The sequence below is a fragment of the Comamonas composti DSM 21721 genome (genome assembly GCF_000429845.1).
GTDB classification, from domain to species: domain Bacteria; phylum Pseudomonadota; class Gammaproteobacteria; order Burkholderiales; family Burkholderiaceae_C; genus Comamonas; species Comamonas composti.
On sequence record NZ_AUCQ01000002.1, the window covers coordinates 1 to 16,616 of the forward strand.

General features: G+C 59.9%; 15 protein-coding genes and 1 tRNA gene. 7 read left to right on the plus strand and 9 right to left on the minus strand.

Annotation, left to right across the window (positions count from 1 at the left end; genetic code table 11):
• Positions 1-693 precede the first annotated feature (693 nt).
• The 6 genes from pilB to G486_RS0101725 all read left to right on the plus strand — a co-directional run bounded on the left by pilB (position 694) and on the right by G486_RS0101725 (position 6,275).
• Positions 694-2,433 carry a type IV-A pilus assembly ATPase PilB gene (pilB, locus tag G486_RS0101700; protein WP_027013970.1) on the plus strand — a complete coding sequence of 580 codons (1,740 nt, stop codon included), beginning with the start codon at positions 694-696 and terminating at the stop codon, positions 2,431-2,433.
• A 56-nt stretch (positions 2,434-2,489) separates the two neighbouring features.
• Positions 2,490-3,707: a type II secretion system F family protein gene (locus G486_RS0101705; RefSeq protein ID WP_027013971.1), complete on the plus strand. Its 1,218-nt coding sequence runs from the start codon at positions 2,490-2,492 to the stop codon at positions 3,705-3,707.
• Complete coding sequence (locus G486_RS0101710; RefSeq protein ID WP_027013972.1) at positions 3,707-4,588, plus strand: prepilin peptidase; 882 nt, start codon at positions 3,707-3,709, stop codon at positions 4,586-4,588. Before G486_RS0101705 ends, G486_RS0101710 begins: the two co-directional genes overlap by 1 nt.
• 18 nt (positions 4,589-4,606) lie before the next feature.
• A complete protein-coding gene (coaE, locus tag G486_RS0101715) occupies positions 4,607-5,218 on the plus strand; it encodes a dephospho-CoA kinase (RefSeq protein WP_027013973.1) in 612 nt (203 codons plus the stop codon).
• Between the two features lie 85 nt (positions 5,219-5,303).
• On the plus strand, positions 5,304-6,059 hold the full coding sequence (zapD, locus tag G486_RS0101720; protein ID WP_027013974.1) for a cell division protein ZapD: 756 nt from the start codon (positions 5,304-5,306) through the stop codon (positions 6,057-6,059).
• Between the two features lie 12 nt (positions 6,060-6,071).
• Positions 6,072-6,275, plus strand: a complete 204-nt coding sequence (locus G486_RS0101725) for a DNA gyrase inhibitor YacG (protein ID WP_027013975.1) — start codon at positions 6,072-6,074, stop codon at positions 6,273-6,275.
• A gap of 326 nt (positions 6,276-6,601) precedes the next feature.
• Here G486_RS0101725 and G486_RS0101730 read toward each other — a convergent pair whose 3' ends face one another.
• The 4 genes from G486_RS0101730 to secA all read right to left on the minus strand — a co-directional run bounded on the left by G486_RS0101730 (position 6,602) and on the right by secA (position 12,263).
• The gene (locus tag G486_RS0101730) at positions 6,602-7,048 is read right to left on the minus strand and encodes an NUDIX domain-containing protein (RefSeq protein ID WP_027013976.1); all 447 of its coding nucleotides are present in this window, start codon (positions 7,046-7,048) and stop codon (positions 6,602-6,604) included.
• Positions 7,048-7,989: an ATP-binding protein gene (locus G486_RS0101735; RefSeq protein WP_034386371.1), complete on the minus strand. Its 942-nt coding sequence runs from the start codon at positions 7,987-7,989 to the stop codon at positions 7,048-7,050. The genes G486_RS0101730 and G486_RS0101735 overlap by 1 nt, the downstream gene beginning before the upstream one ends.
• A gap of 155 nt (positions 7,990-8,144) precedes the next feature.
• The gene (gene argJ, locus G486_RS0101740; protein ID WP_027013978.1) at positions 8,145-9,374 is read right to left on the minus strand and encodes a bifunctional glutamate N-acetyltransferase/amino-acid acetyltransferase ArgJ; all 1,230 of its coding nucleotides are present in this window, start codon (positions 9,372-9,374) and stop codon (positions 8,145-8,147) included.
• Positions 9,375-9,518: 144 nt separating this feature from the next.
• Positions 9,519-12,263, minus strand: a complete 2,745-nt coding sequence (gene secA / locus G486_RS0101745) for a preprotein translocase subunit SecA (RefSeq protein ID WP_027013979.1) — start codon at positions 12,261-12,263, stop codon at positions 9,519-9,521.
• Between the two features lie 239 nt (positions 12,264-12,502).
• Here secA and G486_RS0101750 point away from each other — a divergent pair, with 239 nt between their 5' ends.
• Entirely contained in the window at positions 12,503-12,808 is a 306-nt protein-coding gene (locus G486_RS0101750) for a hypothetical protein (RefSeq protein ID WP_027013980.1), read from the plus strand.
• A 133-nt stretch (positions 12,809-12,941) separates the two neighbouring features.
• Here G486_RS0101750 and G486_RS0101755 read toward each other — a convergent pair.
• The 5 genes from G486_RS0101755 to G486_RS0101775 all read right to left on the minus strand — a co-directional run bounded on the left by G486_RS0101755 (position 12,942) and on the right by G486_RS0101775 (position 16,613).
• Positions 12,942-13,017: transfer RNA gene (locus tag G486_RS0101755), tRNA-Thr, on the minus strand.
• Positions 13,018-13,076: 59 nt separating this feature from the next.
• Positions 13,077-13,586 carry a ClpXP protease specificity-enhancing factor gene (locus tag G486_RS0101760; protein ID WP_027013981.1) on the minus strand — a complete coding sequence of 170 codons (510 nt, stop codon included), beginning with the start codon at positions 13,584-13,586 and terminating at the stop codon, positions 13,077-13,079.
• Between the two features lie 121 nt (positions 13,587-13,707).
• Complete coding sequence (locus G486_RS0101765) at positions 13,708-14,319, minus strand: glutathione S-transferase N-terminal domain-containing protein (protein ID WP_027013982.1); 612 nt, start codon at positions 14,317-14,319, stop codon at positions 13,708-13,710.
• 105 nt (positions 14,320-14,424) lie between these two features.
• A complete protein-coding gene (locus tag G486_RS0101770) occupies positions 14,425-15,180 on the minus strand; it encodes a cytochrome c1 (protein ID WP_027013983.1) in 756 nt (251 codons plus the stop codon).
• Between the two features lie 17 nt (positions 15,181-15,197).
• Positions 15,198-16,613, minus strand: a complete 1,416-nt coding sequence (locus G486_RS0101775; protein WP_027013984.1) for a cytochrome b — start codon at positions 16,611-16,613, stop codon at positions 15,198-15,200.
• Between the last annotated feature and the right edge of the window lie 3 nt (positions 16,614-16,616).

The window sequence follows — 16,616 nt, forward strand, 5'->3', positions numbered from 1 at the left end:
CATAGATTTCTCCAGATTCGGCCTGCTGTCAGGCCATTTTTACGGGAAGAAATCTCGCTTAGCCAACTGTTCAAAAAACCGGGGCCACTTCTCCATGACCAAAATAGTGACTGCCGCAGGCACCAACTGCTCCATGCCATTGCCCTGGAAGATGGTGTCAATGGATAGGTGAGAGTTGATCGTAGGCGCTAACTACAGATTCACGAGGCGATTTCGATCAGCGGATGTGCTTTGTTTGCAATTGCCTGTGAATACAAGGGCTTACCACGACTGTTTCTTCAAGGCTTTACGCGGTGCTCTTCGCAAGCTTACACGTTGCTCCGGCTTTCCAATGAGCAGCACCAGCAGCCTGGGTCAGCGCTGGTCGGTCTTTGCGGGAACCAGCTATCCGCTGCAGCACAAAACCAAGGTCACCCCCTTAAAGTTGGGAGCCGCTGCAGCGGCAACCTGCCTGTTGACGTTAAGATGCACTGGTACAAAACCTGGTCCAGAAGCTTTGGCACAGACCGCGACGAAAGCTTTTTAAAATCAAATGGTTAGATGAGAAAGGTTCGAATCCTCTCACCCCAACCATTTTATTTATCGTATGGCTGTTTAGTGGCAACCCAGCCTGCGTCACTTATGCGCTCTATGTCTTAGTCAGGTTTGGAGATGATAGGATGAATATCCTTTCCATTCCATACACCCTGTGACATGGCTGCTGTTGAATCCACCTCTAAGAATACTTCTACAGCCATCTCCTTGCCTGGCCTAGGCCGAGCGCTCATTACGGCTGGAAAGATCTCGGAGCAAACGGCCCAGGAAATTGCAAAAAAAACCGCAGCCAATCGAAGCCTCTTTATTGCAGAGCTGTGCAAGGAGGGCAGCGTCTCTGCCAGAGAGGTTGCCGAAGCCCTCTCCCACATGTTCAGCACCCCTTTGCTGGACCTTGATGCTGTAGATCAACATCAACTTCCCCAGGGACTGCTCGACCCGAAGATTTGCACAACTTACCGCGTCCTGCCCCTGAGCAAGCGAGGCAATCGTCTGACTGTTGCCACAGCAGATCCCACGCAGCAAGAGGCCTCGGAACAGATCAAGTTCACTACCCAGCTCAATGTCGATTGGATCGTGGTCGAGACGGACAAGCTCAGCCACTGGATCGAGCAAGCGAACAAAAGCGTCAGCCAGTCACTAGACACCTATGGCGAGAGCCAAGATTTCGAGTTTGATGACGTCAAGCTCGAGGAGAGCACCGACGACAAGGACACGGCGGCCGCAGAGGTTGAAGATGCCCCTATTGTCAAGTTCCTCCACAAGATGCTGCTTGATGCCTTCAACATGCGCGCATCGGACTTGCATTTCGAACCCTATGAGCACCACTATCGCGTGCGCTTTCGCATAGACGGCGAATTAAGGGAAATTGCCAATCCGCCCATCGCAATACGCGAAAAACTGGCTTCTCGCATCAAGGTGATTTCGCGCCTCGACATCTCGGAAAAGCGCATCCCCCAGGATGGACGCATGAAGCTCAAGGTTGGTCCCGATCGTGTCATTGATTTCCGCGTCAGCACCTTGCCCACGCTGTTCGGCGAGAAGATCGTGATTCGTATCCTGGACCCGAGCTCAGCCAAAATGGGGATTGAAGCGCTAGGCTATGAGCCCGAAGAAAAAAAGCGCCTGCTGGATGCCATCCAGCGCCCCTACGGCATGATTCTGGTCACCGGCCCCACCGGCTCGGGCAAGACTGTTTCTCTCTACACTTGCCTAAATCTGCTCAACCAGCCAGGCGTCAACATTGCCACCGCAGAAGATCCTTCGGAAATCAACCTTCCTGGAGTCAACCAGGTCAACGTCAACGAAAAAGCCGGCCTGACCTTTGCGGCTGCACTCAAGGCCTTTCTGCGTCAGGATCCCGACATCATCATGGTAGGTGAAATCCGCGACCTGGAAACTGCAGACATCTCGATCAAGGCCGCGCAAACCGGCCACTTGGTGCTGTCTACCCTGCACACCAATGATGCGCCGACCACGCTGACACGCATGCGCAACATGGGTATTGCGCCTTTCAACATTGCATCCAGCGTGATTCTGATCACGGCCCAGCGGCTCGCTCGACGCTTGTGCCCGCAATGCAAGCAACCCGCCGACATTCCGCATGAGGCCTTGCTTGAAGCCGGCTATGACGAATCAGAACTGGACGGAAGCTGGGTCAGTTACAAGCCCGTTGGCTGCCCTGCATGCAACAACGGCTACAAAGGACGTGTTGGCATCTACCAAGTCATGCCCATCAGCGAGGAAATCCAACGCATTATTCTGCGCGACGGCAGCGCACTGGAAATCGCGGCTCAGGCCAAACTCGAGGGCGTGCGCTCCTTGCGTGAGTCCGGCCTGCACAAGGTCAAGCTAGGCCAGACCTCCCTGGAAGAGATCCTGGCCGTCACCAACGGATAAAGCAAAGAGCCTGCAGCACACATGCAAAGGCTCTTCATGAAACAGAGGGAAAAACCATGGCTACTGCCGCATCCAAAGGCATCAAGGAATTTGTCTTCGAATGGGAGGGCAAGGATCGCAATGGCAAGATCGTACGCGGCGAAACCCGCGCCGGCGGGGACAACCAGGTCCAGGCCATGCTGCGCCGCCAGGGAGTTTTGCCAACCAAGATCAAAAAACGTTCGACCCGTGGCGGCAAGAAAATCAAGCCCAAGGATATTGCCCTGTTCACACGCCAACTGGCTACCATGATGAAGGCCGGTGTTCCTTTGCTGCAGGCCTTTGACATCGTGGGACGCGGCAACACCAACGGCAGTGTGACCAAGCTGCTCAACGACATCCGCACCGATGTGGAAACCGGCACCTCACTGAGCACGGCTTTCCGCAAGCACCCCATGTACTTCAACAGTCTTTACTGCAACCTTGTGGAGGCTGGCGAAGCTGCAGGTATTTTGGAGGCCTTGCTCGACCGCCTGGCCACCTATATGGAAAAGACCGAGGCAATCAAGGGCAAGATCAAGTCGGCCTTGATGTACCCCATCTCGGTGGTCATCGTGGCTTTTGCAGTAGTTACGGTCATCATGCTTTTCGTGATTCCAGCGTTCAAGGAGGTTTTCACCTCGTTTGGGGCGGACCTGCCTGCCCCGACCCTGCTGGTGATGGGAATCAGCGATGCCTTTGTCCAATGGTGGTGGCTAATTTTCGGCGTCATCGGTGGCGGTTTTTATTTCTTCATGCAGGCCTGGAAGCGCAATGAGCGCATGCAGCAGTTCATGGACCGCACCCTGCTCAAAATGCCAATATTCGGTATTTTGATAGACAAGTCCTGTGTGGCACGCTGGACACGCACCTTGTCCACTATGTTTGCAGCCGGCGTGCCATTGGTGGAGGCGCTGGATTCAGTGGGCGGGGCTTCGGGCAATCACGTATATTCCAGTGCGACTGAAAAAATCCAGCAGGAAGTCTCCACCGGCACCAGCCTCACGGTGGCCATGAGCAATGCCAATGTCTTTCCTTCCATGGTGATTCAGATGTGCGCCATCGGCGAGGAGTCGGGCTCCATTGACCATATGCTGGGCAAGGCGGCCGACTTCTACGAAGCAGAGGTTGATGAAATGGTCAATGGCCTATCCAGCCTCATGGAGCCCATCATCATCGTTTTTCTGGGAACATTGATCGGCGGCATCGTGGTTTCCATGTATCTGCCGATCTTCAAGCTTGGCCAGGTCGTTTAATGGATTCCGAAGTGTTGTTGACAGCCGCCCTAGGCGGCGTCCTGGGCATTGTCATTGGCAGCTTTCTGAATGTCGTCATCCACAGACTGCCGCGCATCATGGAGCAGGATTGGCAGGCCGAATACCTCCAATGGGCTCAGGAGCAGCAAGCCTGCAGCCCGCCCCCTGCAAACACGAACACTACTCAGGCCATCAGCCTGAGCCGCCCAGCCTCGACATGTCCGCAATGCAGCCACCGCATTCGCTGGTGGGAGAATATCCCTGTCCTCAGCTATCTGTTTTTGCGCGGGCGCTGCTCGGCTTGCAAGACGCCCATCAGCCTGCGCTATCCTCTGGTCGAGTTGACGACCGCTGCCCTGTTCGCCTATTGCGCTGCACGCTGGGGAGTAACTCCGGCCGCTGCGTCCTGGTGCCTGTTCAGCGCCCTCCTGTTGAGTCTGGCCCTGATCGACTGGGACACAACGTTTCTGCCCGATGACCTGACTCTGCCATTGCTGTGGACAGGGCTTGTCGCCTCGGCACTGAGTTGGATTCAGGTGTCTTTACCGGATGCCGTCTGGGGCGCTGTGGGCGGCTATATGTCGCTCTGGCTTGTTTACTGGGCATTCAAGCTGCTCACAGGCAAGGAAGGCATGGGTTATGGGGACTTCAAGCTGTTTGCGGCATTAGGTGCCTGGTTTGGCTGGCAGGCTCTGGTGCCGATTATCTTGCTGGCTTCCGTCATAGGCGCCATTGTGGGGATTGCGCTCAAGGTCAATCAGAAGTTGCGCGAAGGTGGCTATGTGCCGTTCGGCCCGTTTCTCGCTGGAGGAGGTTTTGCGGCCATGCTGTTCGGCCCGCAAAAAATGCTGCAATCCGTGTTATCCATCTTCGGCCTTTAATCCTCTCCATCACAAGCAATGGCAAAAGCATTCCAGCTGGGCCTGACCGGCGGCATTGGCAGTGGTAAAAGTACCGTGGCAGCGCGTCTGGCAATGCGTGGTGCCACCGTCATCGATGCCGATCAGATCTCCCGCTCCCTGACGGCCACGGGCGGGAAAGCTCTTGGCCTCATAGCCGAGCGCTTCGGTCCCGAGCTCATCAGCGCCGACGGCAGCCTGGAACGCCAGCGCATGCGTGAACTGGTGTTTACCAGGCCCGAGGCACGCCAGCAGCTCGAAGCGATTATTCATCCCCTCATCGCCGGGGAAACCATGCGCCAGCTGGAGCAGGCCATCAGTCAGGGCTGTCGTCTCATCGTTCACGATATTCCCCTGCTTGTGGAGTCTGGTCACTGGCGCACCCAGCTGGACGGCGTGCTGGTCGTGGACTGCCCCGAGGAAATCCAGATAGAGCGCGTGATCGCACGCAGCGGTTTATCTCGGCAGGAAATCGAAGCCATTATCCAGGCGCAGGCCAGCCGCAATCAGCGCCTGGCCTGCGCCGACTGGGTAGTATTCAACGGCCAATCCTTGGATCTTGATGCACTCAATACATGTGTCGATCAAATCTCGGCATGGTTCGGGCTATGATGCGAATATGGCTTGGCCTGTGCGTGTAATCCGGCATGTACGCATTCAAAGCTGATTCCTGTGCGCCCCAAGGAGCCCAGCAAGCGTGATCCTGTACGAATATCCTTTCAACGAACGCCAGAGAACCTATCTCCGGCTCGAGCAGCTTTATCGTCGCCTGGGCGAACTGCTGGTACGCGCACACCCCGTGGATCACCATTTTGCGCTGATTACCCTGTTCGAGATCATGGATGTAGCGGCGCGCGCCGATCTCAAGACCGATGTGCTCAAGGATCTGGAGCGCCACAAAAGCTTGTTCGACAGCCTGCGCGGCAACCCCGAAATCTCCGAGCACATGCTCAGCCAGGTCTCCCAGCTTCTGGAGCAATGCTTTAATGATCTGAATGCCCAGTCGGGCAAGGCCGGTCAGGCGCTCACGGAAAATGAATCGTTGATGGCCATTCGCAGCCGTGTCGGCATCCCGGCCGGCACCTGCAGTTTCGACCTCCCCGCCTATCACGCCTGGCTGCACCGCGATGAGCGCCTGCGCCTGCGCGACCTCGAAACCTGGGCCGAGACCCTGACACCTCTGGGTCAGGCGCTGGAGTTGCTGCTCAAGCTGCTGCGCGATACGGGCGTGCCTCAATGGGTCGCAGCCGAAAAAGGCGTATTCCAGCAGGCCATGCCGCCGGGTCGCAGCTTTCAGCTCATGCGTCTGCGCATAGATCCCAAGCTCAATCTCATCCCCGAAATCAGCGGCAACCGGCTGCTGGTTTCCGTGCGTCTGCTGCGCACCGAAAATGGCTGCAAGCCCCATCTGTGCCACGAGGACGCCTCTTTCGAAATCACCTTGTGCAGTTAAAAGAGCTTTTCCATGGCTGATCAAGCACCCACGGTGCGCTGCCCCAGCTGCTCCGGCCCCAGCCTGTTTGCACCCACCAACCGCTTTCGCCCCTTTTGCAGCGAGCGTTGCCGCCGCATCGATCTTGGCGCCTGGGCGAATGAGGAATTCCGCGTACCGGCCCAGACACCGCCTGCGGACGAGACTTTCGGCGACCCTCGCACGCAGCAGGACTGAGAACGTTTTTACGATCTCTACGCTGCCGCGTTGGAGCGCAATCGGGATGAGTTCAAAGCGATGGGGCGCAGCTTGCACCGGGGTGCAAGCAAGCCACAGCGCGAAGAAATCGCCCGATTTCGCTCCAACCCTTGGGGACAGTGCCTTTGCGGGCGGTCTACAGCGTTGCGAATCCTCGCAATAGCACGGCTATTGCTGCGGTATCGCGCCTTGTATCCCATCCCGCACAGACACTGGCGCGGCACCGAGGAGATCGTAAACACGTTCTGAGGCCTGCGGCACGGCAGCACGCACCAACTGCCGCACTTTCGGCCTTCTCGCACGCCTCAGGCCCCGGGCTGACGCTCCTCGTAATACGCGGCATCAAAGTCCAGGCCGCGCTCATCGCTCAGCCATTGCAGCACGGGATAGGCCCCGGGCAGCACGGGATGGACTTGCAGCGGCAATTGCTGCCAGGCCATTTGCTGGCCTTCGCGCATCTCGAACTCGCCGCTCCACTGCGTGATCTTGCACCAGTGCAGGCGCACCAGGGCATGTGGGTAATCATGCTCGGTGACCTTCCAGAGATGGGCCGCGCCAATGCTCACGCCCAGCTCTTCCTGCAGCTCGCGGCGCAAGGCCTGCTCCACGCTTTCTCCGGCTTCGAGCTTGCCTCCCGGGAACTCCCAGTAGCCCGCATAAGGCTTGCCCTCGGGCCGGCTGGTGATGAGCAGGGCGCCGTCGGCCTCACGCAGCAGCACACCCACCGCGACTTCCGTGTGCTTGCGCGCCATCAAAGCTCCGCTTCCTCGGCCAGGCCCTGCACATCGGCAATGCCCTGGCCGCGCGCGGCCGGGCGTTGCTCGCGGCCGGCATAGTCGCGTGCGAACTGATGGGCCACACGGCCGCTGCGCGAGCCGCGCTCCAGCGCCCAGACCAGGGCCTCGGGCTGGGCCGCCGCAATGGCCGCCGCATCCAGGCCCAGAGAGGAAAGCCACTGGGCAACCACGCGCAGGTATTCGTCCTGGCTGAACGGGTAAAAGCTCACCCACAGGCCAAAGCGCTCGGACAGGGAGATCTTCTCCTCCACCACCTCGCCCGGGTGGATCTCGCCGTTCTCGCCCCGACTCTGGGTGAGGTTGTCGGTCATGTACTCGGGCAGCAGGTGACGGCGGTTGCTGGTCGCATAGACCAGCACATTCGGCGTGGCCGCAGAGACCGAGCCATCCAGAATCGACTTCATGGCCTTGTAGCCGGGCTCGCCTTCCTCGAAACTCAGGTCGTCGCAGTAAATGACGAACTTCTCCGGGCGACTGGCCACCACTTCGACGATGTCGGGCAGATCGGTGAGATCGGCCTTGTCGACCTCGATCAGGCGCAGGCCCTGGGGCGCATAGGCGTGCAGGCAGGCGCGGATCAGCGAAGACTTGCCCGTGCCGCGCGCACCCGTGAGCAGCACGTTGTTGGCCGTGCGGCCTTCAACGAACTGCTGGGTGTTGCGCGCAATCTTCTCCTTTTGCACATCCACGTTCTGCAGGTCCGACAGCTGCATGGCGCCCACATGGCGCACGGGTTCGAGCACGCCACAGCCGTTGGCACGCTTGCGGTAGCGCCAGGCAATGGCCTGACCCCAGTCGGCGGGCGACTGCAGCGGCTGGGGCAGCACGGCCTCGATGCGCTGCATGAGCTGCTCGGCACGTTCGACCAGGCGCTCCAAAGGATTGCTCACATCCATCACTGTCGTATCTCCATAATCTATTTTGATAGCTGCTACCACTCACTGAAAGCCAGACTCAGACATAAAACGTTCTGAAATCTCCTATTCAAAAGCGGTAAGCGCTCCTGAAATAAAAGCATCCTGCCAACCTGCGGGCAGGATTCCTCAGCCGCTCAGGACCGGTAATCGGCGTTGATGCTCACGTAGTCATGGCTGAAGTCGCAGGTCCACACGGTCTGGGCCGCATCGCCACGGCCCAGGCGCACGCGCACGGTGATCTCCTGCTGCTTCATCACGCGCTGGCCGTCCTCTTCCTTGTACGAGGGGTTGCGCCCGCCATTCACGGCCACGTGCACCTCGTCGAGGAACAGGTCTATGCGTGTCTGGTCCAGATCCTCAATGCCCGCATAGCCCACGGCCGCCAGAATGCGGCCCAGGTTCGGGTCGCTCGCGTAGAACGCGGTCTTGACCAGGGGCGAATGGGCAATCGCATAGGCCACGGCCCGGCACTCGTCCTCGTTCCTGCCACCCTCCACCTTGACGGTGATGAACTTGGTCGCGCCTTCCCCGTCGCGCACGATGGCCTGTGCCAGTTGCGTGGCCACATCCAGCAGGGCGGCCTTCAGGGCCAGGCCTTCGGCGCTGGCCAGATCGGTGATCGGCGGGTTGCCGGCCTTGTGGGTGGCGACCAGCACGAAGGAGTCATTGGTCGAGGTGTCGCCGTCGATGGTCACGCGGTTGAAGGAGCCGTCGGCCAGCTCCCTGACCAGTGACTGCAGCAGCTCGGGCGCAATCGCAGCGTCCGTTGCCATGAAGCCCAGCATGGTCGCCATGTTGGGGCGAATCATCCCCGCCCCCTTGCTGATGCCGCTGATGCGCACGCTCTTGCCACCGATCTCGATCTGGCGGCTGGCAGCCTTGGGCACGGTGTCCGTGGTCATGATGCCTTCGGCGGCCAGGGCCCAGTTGTCGGCGCCGGCCTTGGCAATCGCCGCCGGCAAGCCCTGGGCAATGCGCTCCACGGGCAGCGCTTCCATGATCACGCCCGTGGAAAAGGGCAGAACCTGCTCGGGCTTGAGCTCCAGCAAGGCCGCCAGCTCTGCGCAGGTGCGGCGCGCGCGCGCCAGGCCATCGGCTCCCGTGCCCGCGTTCGCATTGCCGGTATTGACCACCATGGCGCGCACGTCAGCTCCAGCGGCCAGATGCTCGCGGCAGACCTGAACCGGTGCCGCGCAGAAACGGTTGCGCGTGAACACGCCGGCAACGGCTGCGCCGGGATCGAGCAGGAACACGGTCAAGTCCTTGCGGTCGGCCTTGCGCACGCCGGCTTCGGTCACGCCGATACGGACACCGGGGATAGCCAGCAGATCTGCGGCTACGGGGGCTGAGAGATTCACGGGCATTGCAAGCCTTCCTACACCTGGGAGAGAAAAAACGCGCTCCATTATCGGAACAAACCGGGAGCGCTGCGCTGTGGATAGACACAAACCACCCAGCGCAAATGACAAAAACGGGCGCCAGGCCCGTTTTTGTCTGTGTTCAGCCGCTCAGGACAGCTTGCCGTGGCACTGCTTGTACTTCCTGCCGCTGCCGCAGGGGCATGGGTCGTTGCGCCCCACGCGCACGCCTTCCGGAATCTGCAGGCCTGCGGCCTCGTCCGAGGCGTTCTGTTCTTCCGAAGCCCCTGCGTACTGCATGTGCTCCAGGCTGTGGGCACTGCGCTCCTCCAGCGCCTGCGTGGCCTGATCCACCTGCTCGCGCGACTGCACCTGCACGGTGAGCAGCACGCGCGTGACTTCGCTCTTGACCTGATCGATCAGTTGACGGAAGAGCTCGAAGGCCTCGCGCTTGTACTCCTGCTTGGGCTGCTTTTGCGCATAGCCGCGCAGGTGAATGCCCTGACGCAGATAGTCGAGCGCCGACAGGTGGTCGCGCCAGTTGGTGTCGAAGCTTTGCAGCAGCACGGCGCGCTGGAACTGGGTGAAGTTCTCGCGGCCGATCACGGCCAGCTTGGCCTCGAAGACTTCGCGCGCCGCCTGCACGGCCTTGTCCACGATCTCCTCGTCGGTGATGGACTGCGAGGCCTTGACCTCCTCCTGCAGGGCCAGTTGCACCTGCCAGTCATTGAGCAAGGCCTTTTCCAGACCCGGCAGATCCCACTGCTCTTCCATGGACTCGGCGGGCACATACTGGCGCGCGACGTCGGTAATCACGTCATCGCGCATGATGCCGATCATGTCGTTGAGATCGACGGCATCCAGAATCTCGTTGCGCTGCTGATAGATCACCTTGCGCTGGTCATTGGAGACGTCGTCGTATTCGAGCAGCTGCTTGCGGATATCGAAGTTGCGCGCCTCGACCTTGCGCTGGGCACCTTCGATGGAGCGCGTGACGATGCCGGCTTCGATGGCCTCGCCATCGGGCATCTTGAGACGGTCCATGATGGCCTTGACGCGGTCGCCCGCGAAAATGCGCATCAGCTGATCATCCAGGCTCAGGTAAAAGCGCGAGGAGCCGGGGTCGCCCTGGCGGCCCGAGCGGCCGCGCAGCTGGTTGTCGATGCGGCGCGACTCATGGCGCTCGGTGGCGATGATGCGCAAACCGCCCAGGGCCGCGACCTTGTCGTGCTCGATCTTCCAGTCCGCGCGCAGCTCCTCGATGCGCTTGCGGCGCTCGTCCTCGCTCAGGGACTCGTCGGCCTCCAGCGCGCTGACTTCCTTCTCGATATTGCCGCCCAGCACGATGTCCGTGCCGCGGCCGGCCATGTTGGTGGCAATCGTGATCATGCCAGGGCTGCCGGCCTGGGCCACGATGTCGGCCTCGCGGTCGTGCTGCTTGGCATTGAGCACCTGGTGAGGCAAGGCCTCCTTGGTCAGCAGCTCGGCGATGATTTCCGAGTTCTCGATCGAGGTCGTGCCCACGAGTACAGGCTGCTCGCGCTCATAGCATTCGCGAATGTCGCGTATCGCAGCCTCATATTTTTCGCGCGTGGTCTTGTAGACGCGATCGAGCTGGTCGTCGCGCTTGCTGGGCCGGTTGGGCGGAATCACCACGGTCTCCAGACCATAGATTTCCTGGAACTCGTAGGCTTCGGTATCGGCCGTGCCCGTCATGCCCGAGAGCTTGCCGTAGAGACGGAAGTAGTTCTGGAAGGTGATCGAGGCCATGGTCTGGTTCTCGGCCTGGATGGACACGCCCTCCTTGGCCTCGACAGCCTGATGCAGGCCATCGCTCCAGCGGCGGCCCGCCATGAGACGGCCCGTGAACTCGTCGACGATCACGATCTCGCCGTTTTGCACCACATAGTGCTGGTCGCGGTGGTACAGCTGGTTGGCGCGCAGCGCCGCATACAGATGGTGGACCAGAGAAATGTTGGCTGGGTCGTAGAGCGAAGAGCCTTCGGCGATCAGGCCCGCATCGGCCAGCAGGCGCTCGGCGGCCTCGTAGCCCTGGTCGGTGAGAAAGACCTGGTGGCTTTTCTCGTCCACCGTGAAGTCGCCGGGCTTGGTCACACCCTCGCCCGTGCGCGGATCGGCTTCGCCCTCCTGGCGCACCAATTGGGGCACCAGCTTGTTCATGGCCACATACATGGGCGTATGGTCTTCGGCCGGACCGCTGATGATCAGCGGAGTGCGCGCCTCGTCGATCAGAATCGAGTCCACCTCGTCGACGATGGCGAAATTGAGCACACGCTGCACGCGATCACCAGGCTCATAGACCATGTTGTCGCGCAGATAGTCGAAGCCGTACTCGTTGTTCGTGCCGTAGGTGATGTCAGAGCCATAGGCGGCCTGCTTTTCCTCGCGCGGCATGTTCGGCAGGTTGACACCCACGGACAGGCCCAGGAAGTTGTACAGCCGCGCCATCCAGGTCGCATCGCGATGCGCAAGATAGTCGTTGACCGTGACCACATGCACGCCCTTGTCGGACAGCGCGTTCAGATACACGGGCAGCGTGGCCGTCAGCGTCTTGCCCTCACCCGTGCGCATTTCGGCGATCTTGCCGTGATGCAACGCCATGCCTCCCAGCAACTGCACATCGAAATGGCGCATCTTCATCACGCGCTTGGAGCCCTCGCGCACCACGGCAAAGGCTTCGGGCAGCAAATCGTCCAGCGACTCGCCCTGGGCCACGCGGCTCTTGAACTCCAGTGTCTTGGCGCGCAAGTCCTCGTCGCTGAGCTTCTCGTACTCGGGCTCCATCGCATTGATGCGAACCACGGTCTTACGGTATTGCTTGAGAAGCCGGTCGTTGCGGCTGCCGAATAATTTGGTCAGAAAGTTGGTGGCCATGCGAACAAGACACACCGCATCTCGCAGACACGAGACGCGGCATGGTCTGAATCCTTTGAATTGTTGGACTTCAAATGGGGCTGTCCGACCAGCCTGCAAGAGCTTTTGAAACGCTTGACAGGCCCAGCCGAAGCGAGAGCCGAGCGCCTGATTCTACCTGCCACAATCTCGAGACCCTGCTCCCATATCCTGAGCCGTTTGATCCTGCCCCATACTGGTGTAAAAAATCGCACAGCATCATGAGTATCATCCGCCGCCACCAGGCCGTCACCGCCTTTCATGCTGCAGAGTCTTCGCCGACTCTGAAGCAGCTGACCTTGCTCACGCGCGACTCCAGCCAGCGTCTGGCCTGCGTGCTGCCGCTGGTGCCGCCCATGCTCCATGCCAGCCTGCAGGCCGGCCCCATCGAGGGCAGCAGCTGGTGCCTGCTCGTGAAGACGAACTCTGCCGCAGCCAAGATCCGCCAGTTGCTGCCCGCCTTGGCAGCACATCTGCGCACCAAGGGCTGGGACGTGAGCGAAATCCGCATCCGGGTTCTGGGCTAGGAGCAGCCCCTCGCATCCACCGGCCGGCCTTGCCGCCCATGCGCGGCCATCCATCAAGCTGCGCTTGAGCCAATAGACAAAGTGAAGAGCCAAGAAAAAACCCACATGCTTGTGGCATGTGGGCTCATATCTTTGGTGCCGGTTGTCGGATTCGAACTGACGACCTACCGCTTACAAGGCGGGTGCTCTACCAACTGAGCTAAACCGGCGAACTTTGGATTCTAGCGCAGAAAAAAGCATTCCTGACTCAAGCCAGGAAGCCGTCGGCTTATTTCACGCGTTTGAGCGCCGGCCGGCCTCCGGCAGGCGTTGGCGTACGCGGGCCATCATCCTCAGGCGACTCGTGGTTGGTACTCACCAGCTGGACGACGCTGGGTGCCGCAGCAGCCTGCTCTTCGCTCTCGCCAGACGACTCCAGGACATCCTGTGGCTCCTGCGACAACTCATCCACGGCCTCATCTGGCGGAGGAAAGGCCATCCCCTGGCCAGTCTCACGCGCATAAATGGCCATGACGCGATCCACGGGAACCATGATTTCACGCGGCTGCCCGCCAAAGCGCGCCTTGAAGCTGATGAAGTCATTGCCCATGTGCAGGCCACTGGTTGCATCCTGGCTCACATTGAGCACGATCTCGCCATCACGCACGAACTCGCGCGGTACTTGCACATGGCGATCCACGCGTACGGCCAGGTGCGGCGTAAACCCATTGTCCGTGCACCACTCGAACAAGGCCCGGATCAGATAAGGGCGGGTAGAGGTTGCTTCGGGGGCTGTCATGAAAAATCCCAATCAGATGAGCAGACGGCGGCTCAGCGGCCAACCTGTACAGCGAGGCCAGGCAGTATTTTCAAGACACCCTGCAGGCTGCAGGGTGTCGGGTCATGGCCTGCCGGCCAGCTTACTTGCGCATCACCTTCTCCGAAGGCGTGAGCGCTTCGATGTAGGCGGGACGCGAGAAGATGCGCTCGGCGTACTTGAGCAGCGGCGCGGCATTCTTGGACAGTTCGATGCCGTAGTAATCCAGACGCCACAGCAGCGGAGCGATGGCCACGTCCAGCATGGAGAAGTTCTCGCCCAGCATGTACTTGTTCTTGAGAAACACGGGAGCCAGCTGGGTCAGGCGATCGCGAATGTGCGAGCGCGCCTTCTCGATGATTTTTTCATTGCCCTTGACATTGCGCTCTTCCAGAGCGCTCACATGCACGAACAGCTCTTTCTCGAAGTTCAGCAGGAACAGGCGCACACGGGCACGGTCCACTGGATCACCAGGCATCAGCTGGGGATGGGGAAAGCGTTCATCGATGTACTCGTTGATGATGTTGGACTCGTACAGGATCAGATCGCGCTCGACCAGGATGGGCACCTGGCCATAGGGGTTCATCACGCTGATGTCTTCGGGCTTGCTGAACAAGTCCACATCGCGGATCTCGAAGTCCATGCCTTTTTCAAACAGCACGAAACGGCAGCGATGAGAAAAAGGACAGGTCGTTCCCGAATAAAGCACCATCATGGTGGAAGCTCCTAAAAATCAAAAAGAGTGGGTCGCGCGCGGCGCCCACTCTGCTATCACAATTCAGCTGTAGAAGTCTTCTGCAGGCCTTCTGCAGTCACGGTTTTATTTGACGTCTTTCCAGAACGCAGCGTTGAGACGCCAGGCGATGAAGATGAATACCGCCAGGAACAGCAGCACGCCCACACCAATGCGGACACGGCTGTTTTGGGCCGGCTCACCCATCCACTGCAAATAGTTCACCAGATCGCCAACGGCCTCATCGTACTTCAGCTCGCTCATGGTCCCCGGAGTCAGCTGCTGCCAACCCTTGAAAACCTGGGTCTTAGCTCCATGCTCCTCGACCTCCTCGAACCGGGCTGCACGCTCCCCCTGCAGTTGCCACAGCGCATGCGGCATGCCCACGCTGGGAAACGCAAGATTGTTCCAGCCCGTGGCCTTGGTTTCGTCGCGATAGAAAGTGCGCAGGAAAGTGTACAGGTAGTCGGCACCCGTTCCGCCGGAGCCGGCGCGCGAGCGTGCAATCACCGTCAGATCCGGAGGGTTGGCACCAAACCACTCCTTGGCGTCCTGCGGGCTGATCGCGGCCTTCATGGTCTCGCCGATCTTGTCGGTGGTGAACAGCAGGTTGTCCTTGATCTCCTGCTCGGTCAGCCCGATGTCCTGCAAGCGGTTGTAGCGCATGAAGGCTGCGGAGTGGCAGCTCAGGCAGTAGTTGACGAACAGCTTGGCGCCGTTTTGCAGCGAAGCCACGTCATTGGTCTTGCCCGGAGCCTTGTCCCAGGCAATACCGCCTTCGGAAGCCTGGGCAGCAGTAGCAATGCCCAGGGCTGCGATCAACGTGAGGATGAGTTTCTTCATTGTTGTTCTCTCCAGCTTCAGTGCGGCTTGAAAGTCACGCGTTCGGGAACAGGCTTGCACTGGCCCTTGCGGCTCCACCAGGGCATGAGCAGGAAAAAGCCAAAGTAAAACAGCGTACCGACCTGGGACACCTTCTCGCCCACAGGTGAAGGAGGCTGCACGCCCAGATAGGCAAGAATCACGAAATTCACCACGAACACCGCATACACCCACTTGTGCCAGTCGGGACGGTAGCGAATCGACTTGGCCGGGCTGCAGTCCAGCCACGGCAGAGCGAACAGGATGATCACGGCACCACCCATGACCACCACGCCCCAGAACTTGGCATCGATGGACTGCATCATGGCAATGGCAGCCGCGGCCACAACAACAATGGCACCCTTGGCGATGGCAGGCAGACGCGACTTGAGCACGCCAAAGCCCGCCCCCAGCACCACGCAGGCGATGAGCACATACATCATCTCGCCGGTGATCGCACGCAGCATGGAATAGAACGGCGTGAAGTACCAGACGGGCGCGATGTGATTCGGCGTCTTCAGTGGATCGGCCGGAATGAAGTTGTTGTACTCCAGGAAGTAGCCGCCGAACTCGGGCGCAAAGAACACCACGGCCGAGAACAGGAACAGAAACACCGTCACGCCGAAGATGTCGTGCACCGTGTAGTAGGGATGGAAGGGAATGCCATCCAGCGGGCGGCCCTTTTCGTCCTTGGGTGCCTTGGGGCCCTTGATCTCGATGCCGTCGGGGTTGTTGGAGCCCACATCATGCAGCGCCAGCAGGTGGGCCACGACCAGGCCCAGCAGCACCAGGGGCACGGCGATCACGTGGAAGCTGAAGAAGCGGTTCAGCGTGGCATCACCCACCACATAGTCACCACGAATCAGCAAGGCCAGGTCGGGACCGACGAAGGGAATGGCCGCAAACAGGTTCACGATCACCTGCGCGCCCCAGTAGGACATCTGGCCCCAGGGCAGCAGATAGCCCATGAAGGCTTCGGCCATCAGCGCCAGGAAGATCGCGCAGCCAAAGATCCAGACCAGCTCGCGCGGTTTGCGGTAGGAGCCGTACAAAAGACCGCGGAACATGTGCAGATACACCACCACGAAGAAGGCGGAGGCGCCCGTGGAGTGCATGTAGCGGATCAGCCAGCCCCAGGGCACATCGCGCATGATGTACTCGACCGAGGCAAACGCCTTCTCGGCGTCCGGCTTGTAATGCATCACCAGGAAGATGCCGGTGACGATCTGGATCACCAGCACCAGCAGGGCCAGCGAGCCGAAGATGTACCAGAAGTTGAAATTCTTCGGAGCGTAGTACTCCGACATGTGAACGCGGTAAGCGTCGAAAGCCGTCGGGAAGCGGTTCTCAAACCAGTTCGTGAGCTTTGCGCCAGCGCTGGAGTTCGGATCGATGTCCTTGAATTCGTGGGCCATTGT

Coding starts and splice junctions, on each gene's coding strand:
- G486_RS0101710 (WP_027013972.1), top strand. CDS start 3,707: ATGGATTCCGAAGTGTTGTTGACAGCCGCCCTAGGCGGCGTCCTGGGC.
- secA (WP_027013979.1), bottom strand. CDS start 12,263: ATGGCCACCAACTTTCTGACCAAATTATTCGGCAGCCGCAACGACCGG.
- G486_RS0101760 (WP_027013981.1), bottom strand. CDS start 13,586: ATGACAGCCCCCGAAGCAACCTCTACCCGCCCTTATCTGATCCGGGCC.
- G486_RS0101735 (WP_034386371.1), bottom strand. CDS start 7,989: ATGGATGTGAGCAATCCTTTGGAGCGCCTGGTCGAACGTGCCGAGCAG.
- G486_RS0101775 (WP_027013984.1), bottom strand. CDS start 16,613: ATGGCCCACGAATTCAAGGACATCGATCCGAACTCCAGCGCTGGCGCA.
- argJ (WP_027013978.1), bottom strand. CDS start 9,374: ATGCCCGTGAATCTCTCAGCCCCCGTAGCCGCAGATCTGCTGGCTATC.
- G486_RS0101725 (WP_027013975.1), top strand. CDS start 6,072: ATGGCTGATCAAGCACCCACGGTGCGCTGCCCCAGCTGCTCCGGCCCC.
- G486_RS0101770 (WP_027013983.1), bottom strand. CDS start 15,180: ATGAAGAAACTCATCCTCACGTTGATCGCAGCCCTGGGCATTGCTACT.
- G486_RS0101705 (WP_027013971.1), top strand. CDS start 2,490: ATGGCTACTGCCGCATCCAAAGGCATCAAGGAATTTGTCTTCGAATGG.
- coaE (WP_027013973.1), top strand. CDS start 4,607: ATGGCAAAAGCATTCCAGCTGGGCCTGACCGGCGGCATTGGCAGTGGT.
- G486_RS0101730 (WP_027013976.1), bottom strand. CDS start 7,048: ATGGCGCGCAAGCACACGGAAGTCGCGGTGGGTGTGCTGCTGCGTGAG.
- G486_RS0101765 (WP_027013982.1), bottom strand. CDS start 14,319: ATGATGGTGCTTTATTCGGGAACGACCTGTCCTTTTTCTCATCGCTGC.
- G486_RS0101750 (WP_027013980.1), top strand. CDS start 12,503: ATGAGTATCATCCGCCGCCACCAGGCCGTCACCGCCTTTCATGCTGCA.
- pilB (WP_027013970.1), top strand. CDS start 694: ATGGCTGCTGTTGAATCCACCTCTAAGAATACTTCTACAGCCATCTCC.